The 23,788-nt window shown below is 68.5% G+C and carries 21 protein-coding genes; 13 read left to right on the forward strand and 8 right to left on the reverse strand.

What is annotated here, in order from left to right:
• Positions 1-94: 94 nt before the first annotated feature.
• Positions 95-1,279, reverse strand: coding sequence for a M20 aminoacylase family protein (locus ACFOD4_RS03820; protein ID WP_379594488.1), 1,185 nt, complete (start codon positions 1,277-1,279; stop codon positions 95-97).
• A 51-nt stretch (positions 1,280-1,330) separates the two neighbouring features.
• A complete protein-coding gene (locus ACFOD4_RS03825; RefSeq protein ID WP_379594490.1) occupies positions 1,331-2,383 on the reverse strand; it encodes a pyridoxal-phosphate dependent enzyme in 1,053 nt (350 codons plus the stop codon).
• Positions 2,384-2,469: 86 nt separating this feature from the next.
• Between ACFOD4_RS03825 and ACFOD4_RS03830 the strand changes: the two genes are divergently transcribed.
• The 3 genes from ACFOD4_RS03830 to ACFOD4_RS03840 all read left to right on the forward strand — a co-directional run bounded on the left by ACFOD4_RS03830 (position 2,470) and on the right by ACFOD4_RS03840 (position 7,327).
• The gene (locus ACFOD4_RS03830; protein WP_379594493.1) at positions 2,470-2,940 is read left to right on the forward strand and encodes an Lrp/AsnC family transcriptional regulator; all 471 of its coding nucleotides are present in this window, start codon (positions 2,470-2,472) and stop codon (positions 2,938-2,940) included.
• A 225-nt stretch (positions 2,941-3,165) separates the two neighbouring features.
• A complete protein-coding gene (locus ACFOD4_RS03835) occupies positions 3,166-3,906 on the forward strand; it encodes a 5-formyltetrahydrofolate cyclo-ligase (RefSeq protein WP_379594495.1) in 741 nt (246 codons plus the stop codon).
• A 430-nt stretch (positions 3,907-4,336) separates the two neighbouring features.
• On the forward strand, positions 4,337-7,327 hold the full coding sequence (locus tag ACFOD4_RS03840; protein ID WP_379594497.1) for a PAS domain-containing protein: 2,991 nt from the start codon (positions 4,337-4,339) through the stop codon (positions 7,325-7,327).
• Between the two features lie 100 nt (positions 7,328-7,427).
• Here ACFOD4_RS03840 and ACFOD4_RS03845 read toward each other — a convergent pair whose 3' ends face one another.
• The 3 genes from ACFOD4_RS03845 to ACFOD4_RS03855 are packed head-to-tail and all read right to left on the reverse strand — an operon-like array spanning position 7,428 to position 10,068.
• The gene (locus ACFOD4_RS03845) at positions 7,428-7,796 is read right to left on the reverse strand and encodes a response regulator (RefSeq protein ID WP_379594499.1); all 369 of its coding nucleotides are present in this window, start codon (positions 7,794-7,796) and stop codon (positions 7,428-7,430) included.
• Positions 7,793-9,277, reverse strand: a complete 1,485-nt coding sequence (locus tag ACFOD4_RS03850; RefSeq protein ID WP_379594501.1) for an RAD55 family ATPase — start codon at positions 9,275-9,277, stop codon at positions 7,793-7,795. The genes ACFOD4_RS03845 and ACFOD4_RS03850 overlap by 4 nt, the downstream gene beginning before the upstream one ends.
• Entirely contained in the window at positions 9,274-10,068 is a 795-nt protein-coding gene (locus ACFOD4_RS03855) for a sensor histidine kinase (protein ID WP_379594503.1), read from the reverse strand. The genes ACFOD4_RS03850 and ACFOD4_RS03855 overlap by 4 nt, the downstream gene beginning before the upstream one ends.
• A gap of 481 nt (positions 10,069-10,549) precedes the next feature.
• Here ACFOD4_RS03855 and ACFOD4_RS03860 point away from each other — a divergent pair, with 481 nt between their 5' ends.
• Positions 10,550-11,524: a Bug family tripartite tricarboxylate transporter substrate binding protein gene (locus ACFOD4_RS03860; RefSeq protein WP_379594505.1), complete on the forward strand. Its 975-nt coding sequence runs from the start codon at positions 10,550-10,552 to the stop codon at positions 11,522-11,524.
• 23 nt (positions 11,525-11,547) lie between these two features.
• Complete coding sequence (locus ACFOD4_RS03865) at positions 11,548-11,919, forward strand: cupin domain-containing protein (RefSeq protein WP_379594507.1); 372 nt, start codon at positions 11,548-11,550, stop codon at positions 11,917-11,919.
• 61 nt (positions 11,920-11,980) lie between these two features.
• Here ACFOD4_RS03865 and ACFOD4_RS03870 read toward each other — a convergent pair whose 3' ends face one another.
• The 3 genes from ACFOD4_RS03870 to ACFOD4_RS03880 all read right to left on the reverse strand — a co-directional run bounded on the left by ACFOD4_RS03870 (position 11,981) and on the right by ACFOD4_RS03880 (position 14,804).
• Positions 11,981-12,958 (reverse strand): tripartite tricarboxylate transporter substrate binding protein, encoded by a 978-nt coding sequence (locus ACFOD4_RS03870; protein WP_379594510.1) that lies wholly within the window; start codon positions 12,956-12,958, stop codon positions 11,981-11,983.
• A gap of 90 nt (positions 12,959-13,048) precedes the next feature.
• Positions 13,049-13,837 (reverse strand): enoyl-CoA hydratase/isomerase family protein, encoded by a 789-nt coding sequence (locus ACFOD4_RS03875; RefSeq protein WP_379594512.1) that lies wholly within the window; start codon positions 13,835-13,837, stop codon positions 13,049-13,051.
• Positions 13,838-13,880: 43 nt separating this feature from the next.
• On the reverse strand, positions 13,881-14,804 hold the full coding sequence (locus ACFOD4_RS03880; RefSeq protein ID WP_379594514.1) for an NAD(P)H-dependent flavin oxidoreductase: 924 nt from the start codon (positions 14,802-14,804) through the stop codon (positions 13,881-13,883).
• A 209-nt stretch (positions 14,805-15,013) separates the two neighbouring features.
• Between ACFOD4_RS03880 and ACFOD4_RS03885 the strand changes: the two genes are divergently transcribed.
• From ACFOD4_RS03885 to ACFOD4_RS03920, 8 genes are read left to right on the forward strand one after another with little or no spacing between them, the layout of a single operon-like run.
• The gene (locus ACFOD4_RS03885) at positions 15,014-17,128 is read left to right on the forward strand and encodes an acetate--CoA ligase family protein (RefSeq protein ID WP_379594517.1); all 2,115 of its coding nucleotides are present in this window, start codon (positions 15,014-15,016) and stop codon (positions 17,126-17,128) included.
• On the forward strand, positions 17,125-17,970 hold the full coding sequence (locus tag ACFOD4_RS03890) for a MaoC/PaaZ C-terminal domain-containing protein (RefSeq protein ID WP_379594520.1): 846 nt from the start codon (positions 17,125-17,127) through the stop codon (positions 17,968-17,970). The genes ACFOD4_RS03885 and ACFOD4_RS03890 overlap by 4 nt, the downstream gene beginning before the upstream one ends.
• A complete protein-coding gene (locus ACFOD4_RS03895; protein ID WP_379594522.1) occupies positions 17,967-19,040 on the forward strand; it encodes an acyl-CoA dehydrogenase family protein in 1,074 nt (357 codons plus the stop codon). The genes ACFOD4_RS03890 and ACFOD4_RS03895 overlap by 4 nt, the downstream gene beginning before the upstream one ends.
• Positions 19,037-20,182: an acyl-CoA dehydrogenase family protein gene (locus ACFOD4_RS03900; protein ID WP_379594524.1), complete on the forward strand. Its 1,146-nt coding sequence runs from the start codon at positions 19,037-19,039 to the stop codon at positions 20,180-20,182. The genes ACFOD4_RS03895 and ACFOD4_RS03900 overlap by 4 nt, the downstream gene beginning before the upstream one ends.
• Before the next feature lie 40 nt (positions 20,183-20,222).
• Positions 20,223-21,218 (forward strand): Bug family tripartite tricarboxylate transporter substrate binding protein, encoded by a 996-nt coding sequence (locus tag ACFOD4_RS03905; RefSeq protein ID WP_379594527.1) that lies wholly within the window; start codon positions 20,223-20,225, stop codon positions 21,216-21,218.
• A 50-nt stretch (positions 21,219-21,268) separates the two neighbouring features.
• A complete protein-coding gene (locus tag ACFOD4_RS03910) occupies positions 21,269-22,441 on the forward strand; it encodes a thiolase domain-containing protein (RefSeq protein WP_379594529.1) in 1,173 nt (390 codons plus the stop codon).
• Positions 22,442-22,446: 5 nt separating this feature from the next.
• Positions 22,447-22,854: a Zn-ribbon domain-containing OB-fold protein gene (locus ACFOD4_RS03915; RefSeq protein WP_379594531.1), complete on the forward strand. Its 408-nt coding sequence runs from the start codon at positions 22,447-22,449 to the stop codon at positions 22,852-22,854.
• Positions 22,855-22,858: 4 nt separating this feature from the next.
• On the forward strand, positions 22,859-23,773 hold the full coding sequence (locus ACFOD4_RS03920) for an SDR family oxidoreductase (RefSeq protein ID WP_379594533.1): 915 nt from the start codon (positions 22,859-22,861) through the stop codon (positions 23,771-23,773).
• The last annotated feature ends 15 nt before the right edge of the window (positions 23,774-23,788 follow it).

Here is a 23,788-nt window from a genome sequence, read left to right on the forward strand (position 1 = left end):
GTGGGGTGCTCATGCCGATCTTGAACTCCGCCGTGCGGCGGCGTCTCCGCCCATGTTGCCCGGGCCTCTCAGTCCGCCAGGCAAGCGGCTGGCTTCATGTGGAGATCTGTTGAGGCCCGGGCTCCCGTAGGGGTAAGCGGTCGCGGACGATTTGCACAAAGAACATTGTGCCGTGCGGCAGGGCATCGTCGTTGAAGTCGTATTCCGGGTGGTGCAGCGGCTTCGAATCCTTGCCGTTGCCGATGAAGCCGAAGCAGCCTGGCGCATGCTGGAGGAAGCGCGCAAAGTCCTCCGATCCCGTGTTCGGCTCACGTGCTTCACGGACGTTCCCGCCGCCCATGACAGTTCGCGCGGCGGTTAGGGCGGCTGCGGCGGCTTCCGAATCATTGATCGTGGGAATGAACTCGCGCGTGTAGGTCACTTCGCTCGCCAGATCGTAGCTGGTGGCGGTTCCGGCGGCCATGCGGCGCATCTCCGCCTCGATCGTGGCGCTGACCTCCGGGCGGAAGCTTCGCGCATCGCCCAGGATGCGGGCCGTGCCGGGCAGCGCGTTGCGGGTGCCGTCCGTGAGCAACTCGGTGACGGACACGACCGCCGCCTCCGTCGGCGCCACGCGCCGGGAAACGATGGTCTGGAGGTTCAGCACCAGGGAACAGGCGGCCACCAGCACCTCGCGCCCGCCTTGCGGCTTGGAAGCGTGGCCGCCCAAGCCGCGCAGCACGATCTCAAAATTGTCCTCCGCCGACATGACCGCTCCGGCGCGGGTCCGGAAGGCGCCTACAGGCAAGCCCGGCATGTTGTGCAGACCGTAGATCTCGTTGAACGGGAAACGGTCCATCAGTCCCTGCGCCAGCATGGCCAGGGCGCCCCTGCCCCATTCCTCCGCGGGCTGGAAAAGAAAGCGCACCGTGCCGTTGAAGCCGCCTTCGGTGGCCAGGATCTTGGCGGCACCCAGCAGCATGGCCGTATGCCCATCATGGCCGCAGGCGTGCATCACGCCCGGATTGGTCGACCTGTGAGGCAGCTCGCTCTGTTCGGAAATGCGCAGCGCGTCGATGTCGGCGCGAAGCGCGACCGAGCGCTTGCCGCTGCCGCGCGTCAGGCTCGCCACCACGCCCGTCCCGCCCACGCCTTCGGCAACCTCGGTGAAGCCGAAGGATCGGAGACGCTCCGCCACCAGGCGGCCGGTGCGGTGCTCCTCGAAGCCGAACTCCGGATGGGCATGGAGGTCGCGGCGCCAGGCACGCAGCTCGTCCCAAAGGGCTTCATCCACTGTCATCGCGTTCTCCGCTGTCCGGCTCGTGGCCTTGATGATCCGTGCCGGCCGAAGTCAATCCTCGTCCTGAAGTGCCGCCTCGGTGACCAGGATCAGGATGCGCGCATCCGAGCCGAGCGAGAGCTTTCCCCCCAGCACCGCCATCGCTCCGGCAAGGCCGGTGCTGCCGGAAGAGGTTGTGAGGGGCCCGCCGCAGGACCGCAGCACGGAGGGCGCTTCGTCGAGCAGGACCTCTGGCACGCACAGGGCCTGGACGCGGTGCCGCCGTAGCACCTCGAGGGCGGGGGCGCTGGCCTCACCGCAGGACAGCATCTCGGCCGTGGTGTCCAAGTCGCCCTCCACCCGCACGGGACGCCCGGCCGCCAGCGCGGCGGCCACGGCGGGGGCCGCCTCGGGCTCCACCACCACCATGCTGCCGGGAGCGGCAAGCCATCCCTCGAGGCCCTGCGCCATGGCCGCCGCCAGGCCACCGACGCCTGCCTGCACGAAGAGATGGGTGGGACGACGATAACCTGCTTCCGCCACTTGGTGACGGATCTCCTCTGCCATGACACCGTAACCCGCCATGACGTCCCGCACGACAGCGTCTTCCGGGTCGTCGGTGGTGTCCGCCACCAGGATGCCCGCGCCTTCGCGCGCTGCCCCGGCCGCGGCGTCCACGGCGTCGTCGTAGGTGCCTCGCACCCACACCACCTCGGCACCCTGGGCCTCGATGCGTCTGGCACGGGCCTGGGGAACACCGCTGTGCAGGTACACGCGCGCGGAGGCCCCAGCAAAGCGGGCTGCGGCAGCGACAGCCAAGCCGTGATTGCCGTCACTGGCGCAGACCAGGGCGGGCTGCCTGGGCGGGCGGGTTGCGATCAGCCCCGCGATATCAGTGTTGGCGGCGCGGGCAAGGGCTCGCAGTCCGGCATAGGTGCCGCCCAGCGACTTGAAGCTGCCCAGCATCCGTAGACCCTCATTCTTGGCCAGGACCTGTGCGACGCCCAGCCGTTCGGCCAGTTGCGGCAGATCGAGCAGCGGCGTGGGGGCATACTGGGCGGAGAGGCGAGCGAGCTCGGAAGCAATGCTGCCACCGACCTGACGGGGTGCTGGGGGAACCTTCATAAGATGAACTATGGCCGAATTCAGATGGCGTTTGGCGCTGAAATGGAAGCGCCCTACGGCGGATCCAGTCTTTTCGAGGGGGTGATATGGTGGAAAACGTCATACTTGACCGGTTCGATCAGGCGCTGCTGGAATGTTTGCGGGTGAACAACCAGACATCCGCTCGGGTGCTGGCCCGGCAGGTCGGGTTGTCCGAGAGCGCGGTCTTGCGGCGCCTTCGGAACCTGCGGAAGAACGGCGTGATCGTCGCGGACGTGTCCCTGGTCCACCCGTCGGTGCTGGGCACGCCACTCACCATCCATGTTCTGGTGTCGCTGGAGCGGGAAGGCACGGCGGCCCTGGACGCCTTCGAGCAAAAGGTTCGCGGGAGGCAGGAGGTCCAGGGCGCATGGTACGTCACCGGCGAGGTTGACTTTGTCCTTCAGCTTCAGGTCAGCGGCATGGGGGCGTATGAGAGGTTTACGCGCGAGGTGTTCCACGACGACCCGAATGTCAGGGCCTTCCGCACCATCATCACCCTTCGGGATGTGGTCAGCTTCCACCGTCCCCGGCTCTGAAGGATGATTCCGAGGCGTTCTGGATCGGACCGCCTCCCGTCCACCTTCAGAAAGGTCTGCGTGGCAGGCGTGGGGTGGCACCGAGAGCTGCTGCTCGAAGAACAATGGATGTTCCCCCTGGCACAATGCTGGGCGCGCCGGTGCGAGAGAGTGTTGCTGCACGGCCCGCCGACCGACCATGGTTCGAAGAGCGTCCATGGGATCGCAAGCGGAGGCACGGCAGCGATGAGTGACCGCAGCAAGGAAAAGCCCCCCGAACATGGCAACCTTCCGCAGGACGAGCGGGCCGAACTCAAGGGGTACAGCTCGCCCGCCTGCCTGCTGCACGAACTCGATACATCCTTCCAGGATCTTCAACCTGGTGTCACTTTGGCGCCGGGGCCCAAGGTTTCTGCCGCGCAGGATTGGGAAGAGGTCCGGCTCTGGCGCAAGGCCAAGCGCATGGCCCTGATCGACCGGCGCCTGGGCCTGACGACAGTTAGCCGGGCAGCGCGCAGCGAGGCGATCACGGCAACCCTGGAGCATATCCTGTCACGCTGCAGTGGGTCCCTGATCGGGTTCTACTGGCCGTTCAAGGGCGAGTATGACCCTCGCGCTCTGGTGCGGGCCCTCCATTCGAGAGGCCGGCGCTTCGCTCTTCCGGTTGTTGCCGGCAGGGCGGCGCCCCTGGTCTTCCGCGAATGGTGGCCGGGCAAGCCCATGGCGCAGGGTGCCTGGAACATCCCCATCCCGGCAACAGGGGACCCGGTGGAGCCCGATCTTCTGCTGGTTCCCCTGGTCGGCTTCGACCGTCGACGATTTCGCCTCGGCTACGGAGGCGGCTTCTACGACCGCACGCTGGCAGCTCGGCCCGTCAGGCCGCGCACGATCGGGGTGGGGTTCGAGATCTCGCGCATCGCAACGATCCACCCGCAGCTTCATGACATTCCCATGGATCTGATCGTGACAGAAACTGGCTCCACATGAGCCCGAACGGCATCCATTCGCTCTTGAGCAAGCCCGGTGACAGGGGAAGCAGCGCCGGCTCCACCTGCCGGCGGCCGAACGCCCTCGTCATATGGCACGAGCGGAGAACAGGCTGGGCATCCTGCACGAGGCCCGGCATCCTCGCGGTCACTGAACGGCACGGCCAAGCCTACCTGGCGCTGGAGGCATCGTGGATCCCCAGAATAGCTCTGCCATGATACCGCCGCTTTATCCGCTCCAGTGATCCCCGGTGGCTTAGCTACGACCCAGGGTGTATCACGTCACGCAGCACCCCCCCTGCCATTGCACTGGCCCAGAAGAGCATCCTGCAGCCCCCGACGCTGCGCTTGCTCACCGGCAGGGTTCCTTTCCGGCATTCCGAGGCTCCTGGCAGTGTTGCGGAGTGCGGTTCCAGGAGCATCTGAAGACCATGGACGTTGCACACCAGGGGCCCGACTGGACCGAAGCCGACCGGTTGGCCGCGCTGAATTTGTACCAGGTGCTCGACACGCCGAGGGAACAGGATTTCGACGATCTGGTTCGCATGGCATCCGGCCTGCTCGACGCTCCGATCGCGGCGGTCAGCCTGATCGACGCCGGCCGCCAGTGGTTCAAGGCGGAGGTGGGCCTCGGCGTGCGGGAGATGCCTCTCGACAATGCCATATGCGCCGAGCTCCTTCTGAGCGAGGGCGAGTTGGTCATCCCGGACCTGCTCGAGGACCGGCGCTTTGCCTGCAATCCGCTGGTCAATGCGGGCCCGGGGCTTCGCTTCTACGCGGGCGAAGTGCTCCGCACGGCTGAGGGCCTCCCGCTCGGCACGCTTTGCGTGCTGGATACTCGGCCCCGGCCGCAAGGGCTCACCGATGTGCAGCGCTTCGCGCTCCGGACCCTGGCGCGCCAAGTCATGAGCCAGCTCGAACTGCGCCGCACCGTGGCGGAGCGCGACAAGGCGCTCGCCGCGCAGCGCGGAGACGCCACCCGCCACCGGCAGATCGTCGACAGCCCGACTGATTTCGCCATTGTGGCCACCGACCTTCAGGGGCGGGTGACCCGATGGAACAGCGGCGCGGAGAACATCCTCGGCTGGACCGAGGACGAGATGCTGGGCCAGACCACTGAGCGCTTCTTCACGCCCGAGGATCGGGCCACCGACAGGATCGGGGTGGAAATGCGCATCGCCCTGGAAAGCGGGCGCGCCAATGATGAGCGCTGGCACCTGCACAAGGACAACACGCGGTTCTGGGCCAGCGGCGTCATGACGCCGCTGCGGAACGAGGCGGGCGAGCCGACCGGCTTCGTGAAGGTGCTGCGCGACCGCACGGAGCAGCACGCGGCGGGCGCGGCACTGGACGCGCTCGCCGAACGGCACCGGCTGGTCTCCCAGGCCACCAACGACGCGGTGTGGGACTGGGACCAGCGGACCAACAGCGTTTCCTGGAACGAGGCGCTGGAAGCCGCCTATGGCTGGAAGTCCGGGCAAGTGGATCCGACCGGCGATTGGTGGATCGCCCAGATCCACCCCGAGGACCGCGCCCGGATCCACGACGCCATCCACGCGGTGATCGACGGCATCGGCGAACACTGGACCGGCGAATACCGCTTCCGTCGATCCGACGGCCGCTACGCCGAGGTGCTGGACCGCGGCTACGTGATCCGGGACGAGAAAGGCCGGCCGGTGCGCATGATCGGCGCCATGCTCGACCTGACCCGGACGCGGATGGTGGAAAGCGCCCTGCAAGCCAGCGAGGCGCTGGCGCAGGAGAACATCCAGCGCGTGCAGCTTGCCCTTGCGGCGGGCGCCATTATCGGTACCTGGAACTGGGAACTGCCGACCGACCGCTTCACGGTTGACGAGGCCTCTGCCTACACCTTCGGTCTGGACCCCGCTTTGGGACGGGTGGGCCTCGGGCTCGAACAGGTCGTGGCAACCGTCCACCCGGACGACAAGCCTGGGTTGGCGGCCGCCATCAACGAGGTGATCGCCCGCGGCGGATCCTTCGCACATCGGTATCGGGTCCGACGGGCTGATGGACGATTCTACTGGATCGAGGCCAATGGCCGCGTGAACCATGCACCGGACGGCAAGCCGCTGAACTTCTTAGGCGTCGTTCTCGACGTGGAGGAGCGGCGCGCCATGGAAGCCGAGCGCGATCGGGTTACCGCCGAACTCCGCGCCCTGACCGATACGCTGGAGCAGCAGGTGATGGAGCGCACCGCGGAGCTGCTGCGTGCCGAGGAGCAACTGCGGCAAGCACAGAAGATGGAGGCCGTGGGCCAGCTTACCGGCGGCATCGCCCACGACTTCAACAATCTCCTGACCGGCATCACCGGCGCCCTGGAACTTCTCGGCACCCGCATAGCGCAGGGGCGCTTCAAGGAGCTGGACGGTTATGTCGCAGCCGCCGATGGCGCTGCCAAGCGTGCCGCCGCCCTGACGCACCGTCTGCTCGCCTTCTCCCGCCAGCAGACGCTGGACCCTCGGCCCACCGACGTGAACCGGCTGATTGCCGGCATGGAGGAACTGATCCGGCGCACCATCGGCCCCTCCGTCACTCTGGAAGTTGTCGGGGCCACAGGGCTGTGGCCGACCCTGGTGGATCCCAACCAGCTGGAGAACGCGCTGCTGAACCTCGCCATCAATGCCCGCGACGCCATGCCGCGCGGCGGCCGCCTGACGGTGGAGACCGCGAACACATGGCTCGACGCTCGTGTTGCGCGGGAACGCGACATGGTGCCGGGCCAGTACGTCATCGTCAGCGTGACGGATACCGGTACCGGCATGCCTCCCGACGTGATCGCCCGCGCCTTCGATCCTTTCTTCACCACCAAGCCGTTGGGCCAGGGCACGGGCCTGGGTCTCTCGATGATCTACGGTTTCACCCGCCAGTCAGGTGGGCAGGTCCGGATCTACTCCGAGGTCGGCGACGGCACGACGATGCGTCTATACCTGCCGCGTCACGTCGGTGAAGCGGATGCGACAGAGGACATGCCTACACTCGCGCGGTCGCCACGCGCCGAAACGGGCCAGACGGTGCTCGTGGTCGACGACGAGCCAACGATCCGCATGCTTGTTACGGAGGTACTGGAGAATCTCGGCTATGCCGCCGTGGAAGCCGGCGACGGCGCTTCCGGCCTGGGCATCCTGCGTTCGGGCGCGCGGATCGATCTGCTGGTAACCGATGTCGGCCTGCCGAACGGCATGAACGGGCGCCAGATGGCGGATGCGGCCCGCGCTTTCCGTCCTGACCTGAAGGTTCTGTTCATCACCGGCTACGCGGAGAACGCGGTGGTCGGCAACGGCCAGCTCGAGCCCGGCATGCACGTCATGACCAAGCCCTTCGCACTGGAGGCATTGGCAAGCCGCATCAGGGAGCTGATCAGCGGCCCACCCGTCCAGACCGCCGCCAAAGGGGCTCGGTGACCGGGCGCCGCGATGCCCTGCATCGTCGGCGCACCGGGCGGAGCGGCCCTGCACCTGTCCCGGGCGCACCGGGCCGCGCGGCGCCAGCGTTGAACCGGATCTATTTTTCTGCTTCGAGGACCCGCGTGATGGCGCTCAGAACCTCATGGGCCGTGTAGGGCTTGCGCAGGATCGCAGCGACCCCTTTCGCACGCTCCCGGATGGTTTCTTCGGGCAGGGAACTCAGAACAATGACGGGCAGGCGCCGCAGGCCCGGGTCGCCCGCCATGGCCGCGAGCATCTGCGGCCCGGTCATCACCGGCATCATCATGTCGAGCAACACGAGGTCCGGCCGAGGCGTTTCGGCCAGCCGTTCCAGCCCCTGGCGTCCATTCGCGGCAGTCACCACCCCGTAGCCAGCATCCTCCAACTCGGCTTCCAACACCATGGCGATCAGCGGCTCGTCATCCACAACCAGGATGGTGGTCATTGCTCCTCCTGCACGGAGGGGGGCTGGTGCCCCGCGACGCGGTCCCGCGCGAAGCCGCTCAACAGGTCTTCGGCCCCTTCGAAGGTGCCGGCGATGGAGATACCGCGCCCGCCTTGGATGACGAACTCGCGCAAGCCGGGGTCGAAGCCGCTGCCACGGATCTTCACCACCGAGAGTAGCCGCCGCGCATGCGAATGCCGTTCCACGTACCGCATCGCGATCAGCCCCTCGACCAGGGACGAGATGCCACCCATGGGCATCTCGATGCCCGGTCCTACCAGATCGCGCGTTTCCATGCTGTAGAGCGTGGTGACCCCCCGGGCCCGCAACTCGTTGGCCAGCACGGAGAAGAAGCGGCTCAAGCGGCCCGGCTCCACTGAACTCTCCATGAAGCCGCCGAGCCCGTCCAGAAACAGGCGCTTCACGCGGCGCCGGTCCACGGCATCCAGCAGCCGGTGCGCCAGAGCGTCCTGGAGGTTTTCCCCCTGCGGCTGCCACAGGATCTCGACAGCGCCCTGTCTGACCGCGTCTTCCAGCTTGAGCCCAAGCCCGGCCGCCTGCTGCATCAGCCGCGGCGGCGTCTCGTAGAAGCCGAAGCACAACCCTGGCTCGGCCTCGCTGGAGCTCGACATGTAGTGCAGCCCAAGCGTGGTCTTGCCGATGCCGGAAGGGCCGATCATGCCCGAGACCGTTGCATCCGGCAGCCCGCCGCCAAGCATGGCGTCCAGTTGCCGGACGCCGGTGGACTGCCGGCCGGATTTGGCTTCATCGGGCCGCGTCGTGTTGTGGAAGGCCACCTCGACGCGTGGGTAGACCTCCATCCCCATCTTCGTGATGTGGAACGGGTGGCGGCCCGGCATGAAGGCGCTGCCACGGAGCTTGTTGACGAAGAGCCCGCGCTCCGACCGCGAGCCAAAGCGGACGTCGGTCAACTCCACAATGCCGTCCACCATGGTGTGCTCGGGGGGCACCGCCTGACCCTTGGCGGTGGACAGCAGGAACACGGTGCAGCCGTGCAGGCCAGCCTGGGCCTGAAGCTCCTGGATAAAGGATTTGAACTCCGTGTTCGAGGATGCCCGGTCCTCTGCCGCCACCAGCCCGTCCAGAACCAGCACGGTGGCCTTGTGCACCGCGATCTCCCGCCGGAGTAGCGTGACCAGTCCGGGCAGGCCCTCATCCTGCAGCGCGCCGAGGCCGCTGAGATACGACACCTGGTCCGGCATGCGGGACATGTCCAGGAAGCCCATCGTGCCGAGATGCAACAGCATGCGGGACACGGTCTCGGACAGCAGGAGGACGTAGAGCGCCTGACCGCCCGCCGCCGCGTGGTGGTAGCAGATCTGGTTCCCGAGCGTGGTCTTGCCCACGCCCGGCGCGCCCTGGATAAGATGGATGCCACCGCAGGGGAAGCCGCCGTGAAGCACGGTGTCGAGCCCCGGCACGCCGCTTGCCACCCGCTCAACGCTGCTCACATCCGTCATGCGCCGTCCATCATCTGCTGCTCGAGGCCGCCCTGCGGCAGCGTGACCGTGAAGGTGGCGCCCTTGCCAGGCGCGCTCTCGACCATGATGGCGCCGTTCATGGCTGTGACGAGCCGCTGCGTCAGCCAAAGGCCAACGCCGAAACCCCCATGCTCGCGTCGGCCCACCGCCTGCTCGAAGCGTCCGAAGATCCGGGCGCGGTCCGCATCGGAAAGACCAATCCCCCGGTCGCTGACCGTCAGCTGGGCCGCGCTGCCATCAGAGCGCAGATGAACCCGCACGGGTTTGCCCGCACCGAACTTGACGGCGTTCGACAGGAGGTTCTCGGTGACCTGCTCGAGAGCAAGGCGGTCCCAGATGCCGACCACCCCGTCCTGCAGGTCGGCTTCCAGCGAAGTTCTGGCCATCCGTGCCGCTATGCCGGCGCGTTCCACCCCGGTTCGAACCACCTCGGTAAGGTCGACCGCGGCGGGTTCCATGCGGAGGTTGCCGGCGGCAACGCGCGAAACATCGAGCAGAGCGGTCGAGCGCCGCACGAAATCGCGCACCGCGGCCTCCAGAATGTCCAGCCGCCGGGCCATCAGATCGGGGCAGGTTCGGGAAGGGTTCCGTGCGGCGGCGGCGAGGCTGGTGACCTGCATCAGGATAGGTGTCATCGGGTTGCGCAACTCGTGCGCGGCGATGGTCACGAACTCGTCGCGAGCCCGCACCGCTTCCTGCAACTCCTCAATGAGACGGTCCCGATCGACATCGTCACTCGGCCTGCCCCGGCAACTGCCGGTGTCTGCCATCCCATTGTCCCTCGCGTCACGCAGAGAGAAGCGCCTGCCAGCCGGAAAGGTTCCTTCCGGCACAATCATTGGTCCACTTGGAGGCCACCCTTCCGGGCTCGCTCCGACCTCGCATCATTGCCCGCCCGCGTTCTGGCCCCTGCCCGGTCATCGGTCTGTGATGATGCGCCCGCGGCAATACGGTGCTGGCCCTGCCTAGCGTTGCGGGGCGCTGCCGACAGGCTCTGGTCCTGGGCTGCGACAGCGTCGCAGAAGGCGGAAGCGCCATCCATCTGTCTCCGGTGCCGGAACGGCCCTGGGGCTCAGCCCCTTCTCCCCTCCGCAGCAAACGAATCCGGCCGGTGCAAAGCCGGATCGCCATGTCGCCTCCCCGGATTTCCATGCTCCCGCGCGGTTCAGCACAAGCCGGTAGACTTTGTCCCGCAGCGGCGCCAGCCTGAGCCCAGAGCGCCAGCAAGGCGCCCGGGGGGAGGACAGGTCCATGACATTTCCAACGCGGCGCGCGACGCTCGGCGCGCTCGGTGCCCTGCCACTCGCCCGCGCCGGCCATGCCGCCACCGCCAGCTGGCCCTCGGAGCCCATCCGCATCTTCGTGCCTTTCGCGCCCGGCGGTTCCACCGACGCGGTGGCAAGGCTGGCGGCACCAGGCCTGCAGAAACGCCTCGGCGTGCCTGTCATCATCGAGAACCGGGGCGGCGCCGCCGGCAGCATCGGCACCGATGCCGCAGCCCGAGCGAGGCCCGATGGCCATAGCTGGCTGCTGACCTTCGATTCCCATGCAGTGATGCCGGTTCTGGTGCCGAACTTGTCCTTCGATCTTGAGAAGGATCTGGTTCCCGTCACACAGATCGGGCGCGCACCCTATGTCACCGCATGCCAGCCGGCCAAGCCGTACCGCAGCATGGCCGATGTGTTCGCCGCGGCCCGCAAGGGCGGCGTGTCCTTCGGCTCCACCGGCAATGGCACGATAGGCCACCTGGTGATGCTGATGATGGCGCAGCGCAGGGGTGTGGAATTGACCCACCTGCCCTATCGCAGCGGTGGTCTGGCCGTGAACGATGCCGTGGCCGGGCATGTGGATTTCATGATCGGCAGTGCGGCGCTGCTGGCGCCGCACCTCGCGGCCAACAGCCTCCGCCCGCTGATGCAACTGGGCGCGGGTCGGCTGCCGGCGCTGCAATCCGTGCCGACGGCGGAGGAGGATGGCTTCCCCGGCCTTTCGGCGGAGGCGTGGTGGGGCGTGTTCGGCCCGGCGGGCATTCCGGCGCCGATCCTGTCGCGTTTTCACGCTGCCCTGGTCGAGACCTACCGCGAGCCCGCCATCGCGCGGCAATTCACCGAGATCAACCAGGCCGAGCTGGTGCTGGGCGCGCCCGATGCGCTGGCCGGCTTCGTGCGCGAGCAGATCCGCATCTGGGGCGAGGTGGCCCGCACCAACCGCGTCCGCCCCGACTGAACTCCCCCAAGAAGGACACATCCGTGAGCCAAGCTGAAGAATTCCATAACCTTGACGATCCCAAGGGCGGCATCCTGCGCGAACTGGCGCCTGGCCTGTCCACCCGGATCTTCTCGGGCGAGCACGCCATGCTTTCCATTGTCAGCATCGCGCCGGGCGCGCAGGGCGAGTTGCACCACCACCCCGAGGAGCAATGGGGCGTGTTGCTGGAAGGCAGCGCGGTGCGCATCCAGGGAGGCGAGGAGATCGCCGTCCGCAAGGGCGATTTCTGGCGCACCCCCGGTGGCGTGCCCCACACCATGCGCGCCGGCCCGGAGGGAGCGCGTGTGCTGGACATCTTCAGCCCGCCGCGCCCGCAATACCGTGTGGCCGGCAAGGGCTTTGCCGCCGGTTAGGAACTTGCGCGAGGGGTTGGAGCTTACCGATCCCCTCCAAACCCCCCGCCCCGATCCGGGTTCAGCCCGCCTTAAGCCCCAGCCGGCGGATCATCTCGCCATCCTGCCGGTATTGCTGCCGGACGGCGGCGGCATAGTCGTTGCTGTTCAGGTAGGCCGCGGCCATGTCGTACCGTTCCAGCACCGCCAGGTGGGCCGGGTCGGTCAGGGCGGCGTGGAAGATGTCATGCAGCTTGCCCACCACCGCCGGCTCGATACCGGCCGGGCCGGCGATCCCGTAAGGCGACTCCGAAACAATGTCGACGCCGCATTCCCGCAGGGTCGGAACATCGGGGAACCGCTTGGCCCGCTCCGCCCCCCAGGTACAGAGCAGGCGCAGGCGGCCGTCGCGCACCAGCTCCGCCCACGCGCTGCTGTCGGCGCAAGCGGCGATCTGCCCAGCGAGCAGCGCCTGCAGGTTCTCCGAAACACCGCGGAACGGCACATGCAGCCACTCGATGCCGCGCTCGCGCCCGATCTGCTCCATGGTGATATGCAGCGAGGTGCCGACCCCAGGCGAGCCATAGGTGATCTTGCCCGGATTGGCCTTGGCGTCCGCGAGAAACGCGTTGAAATTACGCCAGGGCGCATCGGCCCGCACCGCCACGCCGAACAGGTAGCCGGTAAGCTGCAGGATCCAGGTAAAGTCCTTCAGCGGGTCAAAGGGCGGTTTCTCCACCATCTGCGGGTAGCGGAACACCCCTACCGGCATCTGCGACAGGGTATAGCCGTCCGGTCTGGTGCCCCCTGCCAGCGCCTGCGCGCCCAGGATGCCGCCGGCGCCGGAGCGGTTCTCCACCACGACCGGCTGTCCCGCCCTGCGCGAGGCCGCGTCGCACAGGGCGCGCATCTGCACATCGGTGGAGCCTCCCGGCGCCCAGGGCACCAGCATGCGGATGGGCTTGTCCGGAAACCCTCCCTGAGCCAGCGCAGGCCGCGCCAGCAGCGCAGCTACCCCTGCCCCGAGCCCGAGCACGCCCCGCCGCCCCGATTGCGTCATGGTTCAACCTCCCTTGCCCCGCCCCGGTGTTCCGGGTGCGGCCATGACCGCCCTGCCATGATGTCGGCGAGCGGAATGGTTTTTTCAGGCTTAGCCGCCGGGAAACACCGGCGGGCGCTTCTCCAGAAACGCCGTGCTGCCCTCGATGAAATCGCCGGATGCGTAGAGCAGGCCCTGCGCATCCGCCTCAGCCTGCAGGGATTCTCCCAAAGTGCCGGTGGAGCGGTTCAGCAGCGTCTTGGCCATGGCGTTCGACAGCGGCGATCGCGTGGCGATCTGCCGCGCCATGCCGCGCGCCACCTCCAACGCCTCGCCGGGTGGGGCCAGCCGGTCCACCAGCCCGATCTCCGCGGCCTCCGTCGCCGGCATCGGCTCGCCCAGCAGCATCAGCAGCTTGGCCCGGCCGAGACCGATGCGGTTCGACACGGTCCAGGCGGCGCCAAGATCCGGCACCAGCCCGACCCGGTTGAAGGAGCAGGTGAAGATCGCCTCGCGCGAGGCCACCACGATGTCGCAGGCGGCGGCCATAGAGATGCCGGCCCCCGCCGCATGCCCCTCCACCGCGGCGATCACCGGCTTCTCGCCCTCCACCAGCAGCCGTGTCATGCGGTGGCCGTTCATCATGCGGCGGCGGCCCTGCATGGCGGTCGGCTTCCCCATTCCGGAAATGTCGCCGCCGGCACAGAAATGCCCGCCCTCGCCCGTCAGGATGATGGCGCGGCATTCCGGGTCGGCCAGGCCGCGCTCCAGATGCTCGATCAGCGCCTCGCGCAGCTCCATCGCCAGGGCGTTGCGCCGGCGGGGATAGCTCAGCGTCAGCTCCAGAACGCCATCGGCGAAATGCGCGTGGGTGGTGGGTGGGGGGGCGGTGTCGCTCATGCGTGGCCTTCTCCTTCAGGCATCATGACGGATTCGCGCGTCCTTAGAGCGCACCGGCGGCTTCACGGTACTCGGCGGCCAGCCGTGCGCACAACGCTTCGGTGCCGGGCAGGTCGTCGATCGCGCCGACGCCCTGCCCAGCCGACCAGATGTTCTTCCACGGCCGCTTCTCGTGCTCGGTGAGGTTCAGCGCCTCCTGCTCGGCCAGCCGTTCGGGGTTCAGCCCGGCTGCAGAAAGGCTCTGCCGCAGGAAGTTGCCTTTCACCCCGCTGATCGCCGCCGTGTAGACGATGTCATTGGCCCGCGCGTCGAGCACCATGCGCTTGTAGTCTGGCGACGCCAGGCTTTCCCGCGTGGCGATGAAGCGCGTGCCGATATAGGCGAGGTCGGCGCCCAGCAGCCGGGCCGCCGCCACCTGCCGTCCATGCCCGATGCCGCCGCCCAGCAGCAGCGTGCCGGAAAACATGCTGCGCAACTCGGGAAGGAAGGCGAAGGGGCTGAGCGTTCCCGCATGGCCGCCAGCGCCGGCGCAGACGGCAATCAGCCCATCCACCCCCGCCTCGGCCGCTTTGGCGGCGTGGCGCATGTTGATGACGTCGTGAAACACCAGCCCGCCATAGCCATGCACCGCCTCCACCACTTCGCGCACCGCGCCGAGCGAGGTGATCACCAGCGGCACCCGGTGCGCGACCACTTGCGCCAGATCCGCCTGCAGCCGCTGGTTGCTGCGATGGACGATGAGGTTGACGCCGAAGGGCGCGGCGCCGGGATGCGGCTCCAGCCGCGCAGCGATTTCCTCCAGCCAGCCCGTCAGGCCCGGCGTGTCGCGCTGGTTGAGGGCGGGAAAGGTGCCCACCACCCCGGCGCGGCAGGTTTCCACCACGAGATCCGGCCCCGAGACCAGGAAGAGCGGCGCCGCCACCGCCGGCAGGGCGAGGCGGCCTGCGAAGGCCTCCGGTACAGCCATCAGCGTCCCGCCTCCACATGCCGTGCCGCCACCTGACTCCGTCGGTTCATCGCCAACTCTCCCATCGCGGTCTGCTGCCGCCGCACATTTCCAATCCTGAATACCATTCTTCATATTGAATGGCGACCGGCTCGTCTCTAACCTCCTGTCCACCAGAAGGGGGAACGGCGCACAAAAGCGCCGGCGTCCAGGAACAGGGGAAGATCGCCTTGCCGCAGAGCGAAGCCGACACGGCTTTGTCCGCCATGCTCCGCCCGCGCAGTGTCGCGGTGATCGGCGCCTCGGAGGATGCCAGCCGCATCGGCGGCCGCCCCATCGCCGCCATGCTGGAGCGCGGCTTTCAGGGTGCCATCCTGCCGGTCAACCCGAAGCGCGACCGCGTGCAGGGCCTGCCTGCCTTCGCCTCCGTGGCCGAGCTGCCGGAAACGCCCGACGTCGCCATCATCGCCGTGCCGCCAGCCCTGGCCGAGCCCGCCCTGCGCGACCTCGGTGCCCGGGGCACCCGTGCCGCCATCCTGTTCACCGCCGGCTATGCCGAGATGGGGGCAGCGGGCGCCGAGGCGCAGGCGCGGCTGCTCGGCATTGCCCGCGAGCACGGCATGCGGCTGCTGGGGCCGAACAGCCTCGGGCTGCTGAACGCGGCAAACGGCTTCTACGGCACCTTCACCTCCTCGCTGGAGCGCGGCTACCCCACGCCCGGACCGATCGGCATCGCCAGCCAGTCGGGCGCCTACGGCATGCACCTGTTCAGCATGGCGCGGGACTGGGGGCTGGGCCTGTCCTGCAGCATCACGACGGGCAACGAGGCCGATCTCACCGTGGGCGACTTTATCGCCTGGATGGCGGAGGACCCACAGACCGAGGTGATCGCCGCCTATTCCGAGGGCATCCGCGACGGCACCCGCTTTCTGGCGGCGGTGGAGCTGGCGCGGCGCAACCGCAAGCCCGTGGTGATGATGAAGGTGGGCCGATCCGCGCTGGGCCGCGCCGCGGCGCAATCCCACACCGCCTCCCTCGCCGGCGACGACGCCGTGACGGATGCGGTGCTGGCCGAGCATGGCGTGGTGCGCGCCCGCACCACGGACGAGCTGCTGGACATCGCGCGGCTGGCCACGCGTCGCATTTATCCGGTCGGCAACACGCTGGGCGTGCTGACGGTGAGCGGCGGCGCCGGCGTGCTGGTGTCCGACGCCGCCGAGGCCGTCGGCCTGCCCATGCCTCCCATGCCCGAGGCGGCGCAGGCCGCGCTGCGCGCCGATCTGCCCTTCTGCGCGCCGCAGAATCCGGTGGATTGCACGGCGCAGGTGCTGAACGACCTGTCGCTGGTCAGTCGCTTCGGCGAGGCGATGCTGGGCGAGGGTGGATACCGCTCGGCGCTGCTGTTCTTCACCCATGCTGGCGGCGCGCCCTCCATCACGCCGCGCCTGCGGGAACAGCTGCGCGCCCTGCGCGGGCGCTATCCTGACCGCCTGCTGGTGCTGAGCGCCCTGGCCGACCCGCCGCAGCTGCGCCAGTTCGAGGAGGACGGCTTCACCGTTTTCGCCGATCCGTCCCGCGCCGTGGTCGCCATCCACGCCATGGGCCGGTTCGGCGATGCCTTCGCTGACGCCCCGCCTCCCGTGCTGCCGGAGGTGCCTGCCCTCCCCCTTCCCGCCACCACCCCCAGCGAGGCGGAGGCCAAGCGCCTGCTCGCCGCCGCCGGCATCGCCACTGCGCCCGAACGGGTCTGCGCCGATGCCGGGGCGGCCGCCGAGGCGGCGCAGGCTCTCGGCTTCCCGGTGGTCATGAAGATCCTGTCGCCGGACATCCTGCACAAATCCGAGATCGGCGGCGTGCTGCTGAATGTCGCCGACGCGGCGGCGGCTCGGGAAGGCTTTGCACTGCTGATGCGCCGCGCCGCCGAGGCTGCGCCGCAGGCACGGCTGGAAGGCGTGCTGGTCGCGAAGCAGCTTTCCGGCGGCGTCGAGTGCATCCTCGGCATCAACCGCGACCCGGTCTTCGGGCCAGTGGCGGTGTTCGGCCTGGGCGGCATCTTTGTCGAGGTGCTGCGCGACGTGGCGCTGCGCCGCTGCCCCTTCGGCGAGGCGGAGGCGGAGGCGATGATCCGCTCCATCCGCGGCGCGCCGCTGCTGCTGGGCGCGCGCGGGCGGCCGCCCGCCGACATCGCCGCGCTGGCGCAGATGCTGTCCCGCCTCTCGGTGCTGGCGCATCGGGCCGGGCCGGGCCTCGCCGCCATCGACCTGAACCCCGTCTTCGCCATGCCCGCTGGCGAAGGCGCCTTTGCCGCCGATGCGGTGATCGAGATCGCGGAGCACGCGTCATGATCGACTACGAGACCCTGCGCAACTTCCCCATCCCCGAGGTGCGCCAGCGCGTCACCCCGCGCGACGCGGTGTTCTACGCGCTGTCCGTGGGACTGGGCCAGGACCCGATGGACCGGCGTCAACTGGATTTTGTGGATGCCGACCGTGCCCTGCGCGTGCTGCCGTCCATGGCGGTGGTGCTGGCGCATCCGGGCTTCTGGGCCGCCAACCCGGCCACGGGAATCGACGCGGTGAAAGTGGTGCACGGCGAGCAGCGCATCACCCTGCACCATCCACTTCCGGCGGAAGGCGAGATCATCGGCCGCACCCGCGTCACCGGGCTGGTCGACAAGGGCGCAGGCAAGGGTGCGCTGATGTATTCCGAGAAGGAGCTGCGCGATGCCGAGGGCACGCTGCTGGCGGTCACCGGCAGCACCACCTTTCTGCGGGGCGATGGCGGCTATGGCGGCCCTTCCGATCCGGTGATCCCCGGCCATACCCTGCCCGACACAGCGCCCGACATGGCGGTGGACCTGGCAACACGGCCGGAACAGGCGCTGTATTACCGCCTGAATGGCGACGACAACCCGCTGCACGCCGATCCGGACATCGCCGAGCGCGCCGGCTTCCCGCGTCCCATCCTGCACGGCCTCTGCACCCTCGGTGTGGTGGCGCACGCGCTGCTGCGCGAACTCGGCGGGTATGACGCCACCTCGATGCGCAGCATGGCACTGCGCTTCTCCTCCCCCGTTTACCCCGGCGAGACGATCCGCACCGAGATCTGGCGAGACGGCAGCTTTCGTGCCCGGGTGGTGGAGCGCGACGTGGTGGTGGTGAATAACGGCAAGGCTGATTTCGCATGAGCGCGGCGCTGGACGATCCCGATCTTGCCGAAGCCATCCGCATGCTGCGCGACAGCGCCGCCGGCATCGCCCCGCGCGAGGGCGACCGGCGCCGCATCCGCGCGCTGCGCTTCCAGTCACCCGGCTTCGATCCCGCCATCTGGCGGCAGATGGGCGAGCTGGGTTGGATCGGCCTGCGCCTGCCGGAAGAGCAGGGCGGCGCCGGCCTCGGCATGCAGGCCTTCTGCGCCCTGGCCGAGGAGCTGGGCGCGGCACTGGCGCCGGAGCCCCTGGTGGCCGGCGCGCTGTCCGCGCGGGTGCTGGCTGCGGCCGGCGCCGTCGCACCGCTCGGGCGCCTGCTGGCCGGCGAGGCGCTGATCCTTACCGCCTGGCAGGAACGCGCGAACAGCCTGGATGCCCCTGGCGCCGCCGATGCGCCACGCCTCTTCCTGCCCATGGCCGATGGAGCAGAGGCCTTCATCCTGCCTCAACGCGCGACTGGCGGCTTCGACCTGTACCTGCAGCCGGCACAAGGCGCATCGCTGGTCCTGGAACCCACGCAGGATGGCGGCAGCTACGGCACGCTTCGAGCCGGTAATGGCCAGCACGTCGGCAGCGTTTCCGCCGCGGTGCTGGAAGAGGCGCTGGACGAAGCGGTGCTCGCCACCGCCGCCACCCTGCTCGGCGTGGCCGACCAGGCTTTCGCCCTCACCCTCGACTATCTGCGCACAAGGCAGCAATTCGGCAAGCCGATCGGCAGCTTCCAGGCGCTGCAGCATCGCGCGGCGGAGCTGAAGGTGCAGCTGGCCCTCACCCGCGCCAGTGTGGAGGCGGCTGCCGTGCTGTGCGATCGCCTGGGCGCTCCCGCTGCCGCGCGGCGCGGGGCCATCGCCCGTGCCAAGGCCCGCGCCGCGGACACGGCCTTGCTGGTGACGCGTCAGGCGGTTCAGCTGCATGGCGGGATCGGCTACACGGATGAGGCGGATATCGGTCTCTACCTGCGCCGTGCCATGGTGCTGGCCAACCAGTTCGGTTCCGCCGCGCTGCACCGCCGCCGCTTCGCCACCGCCCAGCCGGAGGCTGAATCATGATCGACCTCAATGCCTTGTCCGACGAGGATTTCCGCGCCGAGGTACGCCGCTTCGTCGAGAGCGAGTACCCGTCTCACCTTCGCAACCCTCCGCACCGCCTGCACTGGCAGGAGGGGGAGGAATGGTTCCGCATCCTGCAGAAGAAGGGTTGGGTCGCGCCAGGCTGGCCGCGCGAACTGGGCGGGCTGGGCCTCGACGCTTCCAAGCAGATCATCCTGATCGAGGAGTACGAGCGGCACGGCGTGGCGCGCCTGCCCGACCACGGCATCATCATGCTCGGTCCCCTGCTGATCCGCTTCGGCACCGAAGAGCAGCGCGCACGTTTCCTGCCGCGCATCCTCGCCGGCGAGGATATCTGGTGCCAGGGCTACTCCGAGCCCGGTGCCGGTTCCGACCTTGCCTCACTGCGCACCGAGGCCGTCCTGGATGGCGACCACTACGTGGTCAACGGCCAGAAGATCTGGACCACGCTGGCGACTGATGCCAACTGGATCTTCTGCCTCGTCCGCACGGACAAGGGCGCCAAAAAGCAGGAAGGCATCTCCTTTCTGCTGATCGACATGAAGAGCCCAGGCGTGACGGTTCGGCCGATCATCAATCTTGGCCTGCACGACGAGTTCTGCGAGGTGTTCTTCGACAATGTCCGCGTGCCGCGCGCGAACCTTGTGGGCGAGCCCAACAAGGGCTGGAGCATGGCCAAAGCCCTGCTCGGCTTTGAACGCATTTTCCTCGGTTCTCCACGGCAATCGGCCTACGCGTTGGCACGGTTGAAAACGCTGGCGGAGCGGATGGGTGTGCAGGACGAACCTGCTTTCCAGGACCGTTACGTCCATCTTCGCTGCGACCTGGAGGATCATAAGGCCCTCTACGAGACCTATGTCGCCATTCTGCGGCGGGGCGAGACGCTGGGCCCTGACGTATCCATGCTGAAGCTGCACCAATCCGACCTGTTCCAGCGCATCACCGAGCTGATGCTGGAAATCGGCGGCGAGAATGCCGGCCTGCTGAAGCCGATGGAAGGCAACCGAGACCTGCATCCGGCCGGGCAGTTCATCGAGGCCCGGCCTACCACCATCTACGGCGGCAGTTCCGAGATCCAGCGCGGCATCCTGGCCAAGGCGGTGCTGGAACTGCCCGGCTGAACCACGCCCGGTGGGGCGTCACGGGAAGGGGAGGATGCGGATGACAGGCTGGAGCAGACGACAGGCGCTGGGCCTGGCTGTGGCGGGGCTGCCCCTTTCGGCGCAGGCCGCCACCGAAACCTGGCCCTCGCGCCCGATCCGCATGATCATCCCCTTCCCGCCCGGTGGAACCACGGACCTGATGGGCCGATTGCTGGCCGAGCGACTATCGGCGCGGCTTGGCCAACCTGTGGTGGTCGAGAATCGTGGCGGCGCGGGCGGCAACATCGGCGCCGACGCCGTGGCGAAGTCGCCACCCGACGGCTATACGCTGGTGATGTGCTCCATCGGCACCGCGGCCATCAATTACGCCGCCTACGGGGCCGACATGCCCTACAAGCCCCAGGATCTGGCGGCGATCGGGCTGGCGGTGCGGGTACCGAACCTGGTGCTGGCGTCACGGGATTCGGGCATCACCGACTTTGCCGGGCTCCTGGCCGCCGCACGGCGCTCGCCGGGGCGGCTGAACTACGGCACTTCCGGCATCGGCGGCAGCCCGCATGCGTGCATGGAATTGCTCAAGGTACGTGCCGGCATCGACATCACCCATGTGCCCTTCCGTGGCTCGGGGCCCATGCTGACCGAACTGGTGGCAGGACGGATCCAGACGGCGATGGACAATATCCCCTCCGCCCTCAACTTCGTGCGAGACGGCCAGATCCGTGCTTTGGCGGTCACCAGCCGCGAACGCGTGCCGTTGCTGCGGGACGTCCCCACTCTGGTCGAGGCCGGCATCGCCGATTTCGACGCGACCGCCTGGTTCGGCCTCCAGGCGCCGGCTGCGACGCCCGCGCCGGTTATCCTGCGGCTCGGTGCGGCGGTGGACGAGGTTGTCAGCAGCGAGGAATGGGCACGCCAGATCGGCGCCTTTGCCGCGCAGCCGCCAGGCCTGACCGCGCGTGGCGGATCATCGCCCGAAGCCTTTGCCGACTTCATCGCCGCCGAGATCACCCGGTGGGCCGAGGTAGCGCGGGCCGGAAACATTTCCGTTCGGTAGAGCGTGAACAACAGCCGTGCGAGCAGCGCGGAGAACAGAAGGAAGAGCTGGTGAGCATCCGAGGCAAGGCCTGCATCGCCGGGGCCTATGAGCATCCGACGCGCAAGGCCGAGAACAAGAGCACCGCGCAACTCCACGCCGAGGTCGCCCTCGGCGCCCTGAAGGATGCCGGGCTGACCCGCGCCGATGTGGACGGGTATTTCTGCGCCGGCGACGCGCCCGGCATGGGTCCGCTCAGCATGGTCGACTATATCGGGCTGGACCGGCTGCGGCACGTGGACTCCACCGATGTCGGCGGCTCGTCCTACCTGCTGCATGTGGGGCACGCCGCTGAGGCCATCGCGCTCGGCAAGTGCAACGTGGCGCTGATCACCCTGGCGGGCCGCCCGCGCTCCGAAGGCATGGCCACCGGCACGGCCCCGCGCGCCGGCAACCCGGCGCAGCCCGACGTGCAGTTCGAATATCCCTACGGCGCCGCGGTCGCCAACATGTACGCGCTGTGCGCCCGGCGGCACATGCATGAGTTCGGCACCACCTCCGAGCAGCTCGCCTGGATCAAGGTGGCGGCCAGCCACCACGCGCAGCACAACGAGCACGCCATGCTGCGCAAGGTGGTGACGGTGGAGGAAGTGGTGAACTCCCCCATGGTCGCCGACCCGCTGCATCGCCTCGACTGCTGCGTGATCAGCGATGGCGGTGGCGCGCTGGTGGTGACGCGGCCGGAGATCGCCCGCTCGCTGAAGCGGCCCGTGGTGTCGGTGCGGGGCGCCGGCGAGGCGGTGAAGCACCAGATGGGCGGACAGCTCGACCTCACCTACACCGGTGCCCGCTTCTCCGGCGCCCGCGCCTTCGAGGAAGCCGGCGTGAAGCCTTCCGACATCAAGTACGCCAGCATCTATGACAGCTTCACCATCACCGTGCTGCTGCAGCTGGAGGATCTCGGCTTCTGCGAGAAGGGCCAGGGTGGCCGCTTCGTCGCCGACGGCAACCTGATCTCCGGCACCGGCAAGCTGCCCTTCAACACCGACGGCGGCGGGCTCTGCAACAACCACCCCGCCAACCGCGGCGGCATCACCAAGGTGATCGAGGCGGTGCGGCAGCTGCGCGGCGAGGCGCATCCGGCGGTGCAGGTGCCCGACTGCAATCTGGCGCTGGCGCATGGGACGGGGGGTTCGCTCGGCACCCGCCATGGCAGCGCGACGCTGGTGCTGGAAAGGGAGTGACGACCATGAGCGAGAAACTGCCCGCGCGCACACCCCCCGCGCCAACGCCCGACCCCTCCACCCGCCCCTTCTGGGAAGCGGCGCGCGAGGGCCGGCTGCTGATCGGCCGCAACACCAAGACGGGCAAGGTGCATTACCCGCCCCGCCCCGTCTGCCCGTTCGACGATGAGGGCGAGGTGGAGTTCGTGCCCGCCCGCGGCCACGGAACCATCTACAGCTACAGCCACATGCATGCGAAGACGCCCTACGTCATCGCCTATGTGGAGCTGGCCGAGGGCCCGCGCATCATGACCAACATCGTCGATTGCGACCCTGCCGCGCTGCGCGTCGGCCTGCCTGTGCGGGTGGTCTTCGTGCCGAGCGACGACCCGGCGCAGCCCATCCCGATGTTCACCCCCGCCCAGGAGAATTGAGCGCATGCCCATGCTTGAAGGAAAGGTCGCCATTGTCACCGGCGCGGGCGGCGGCATCGGCCGCGAGATCGCGCTGGCCATGGCGCTGGCCGGCGCCAAGGTGGTGATCAACGACATCGGCGCCTCGCTCACCGGCCTTGGCGAAACCTCGGCGACGCCGGGCGAGCAGACCCGCGCCATCATCGAGCAGCGCGGCGGCAGCGCCGTGGTCAACACCGACAGCGTGTCGGACTGGGATTCCGCCCGCCGCATCGTGGCCTCCGCCATGGACGCCTTCGGCCGCGTGGACATCGTGGTCAACAATGCCGGCATCCTGCGGGACCAGATCTTCCACAAGATGACGCCGGAGGAATGGCGCGCCGTCATCGACGTGCATCTGAACGGCAGCTTCTACGTCTCGCGCGCGGCTGCCGAGCACTTCCGCGCCCAGTCCTCCGGTGCCTATGTGCACATGACGTCGACGTCCGGCCTGATCGGGAATTTCGGCCAGGCGAACTACTCGGCCGCCAAGCTCGGCATCGTGGCGCTGTCGAAATCCATTGCCCTCGACATGCAGCGCTTCGGCGTGCGCTCCAACTGCATCGCGCCCTTCGCCTGGAGCCGCATGACCAGCTCCATCCCGGCGGAAACGCCGGAGCAGCAGGCCCGGGTCGAGAAGCTGAAGCGCATGACGCCGGAAAAGAACGCGCCTCTCGCCGTGTTCCTGGCCAGCGACCAGGCCAAGGACATCAGCGGCCAGGTCTTCGCCGCGCGCAACAACGAGATCTTCCTGATGAGCCAGTCCCGCCCCGCGCGCGGCGCGCATCGTGGCGAGGGCTGGACGCCGGAGCTGATCGCCGAGCACGCCATGCCGGCGCTGCGCTCCGCCTTCATGCCACTGGACCGCAGCGGCGAAGTCTTCTCCTGGGATCCCGTCTGATCCGGGGGCGCCCCG

Source organism: Teichococcus globiformis (assembly GCF_042646265.1).
Classification (GTDB): domain Bacteria; phylum Pseudomonadota; class Alphaproteobacteria; order Acetobacterales; family Acetobacteraceae; genus Pseudoroseomonas; species Pseudoroseomonas globiformis.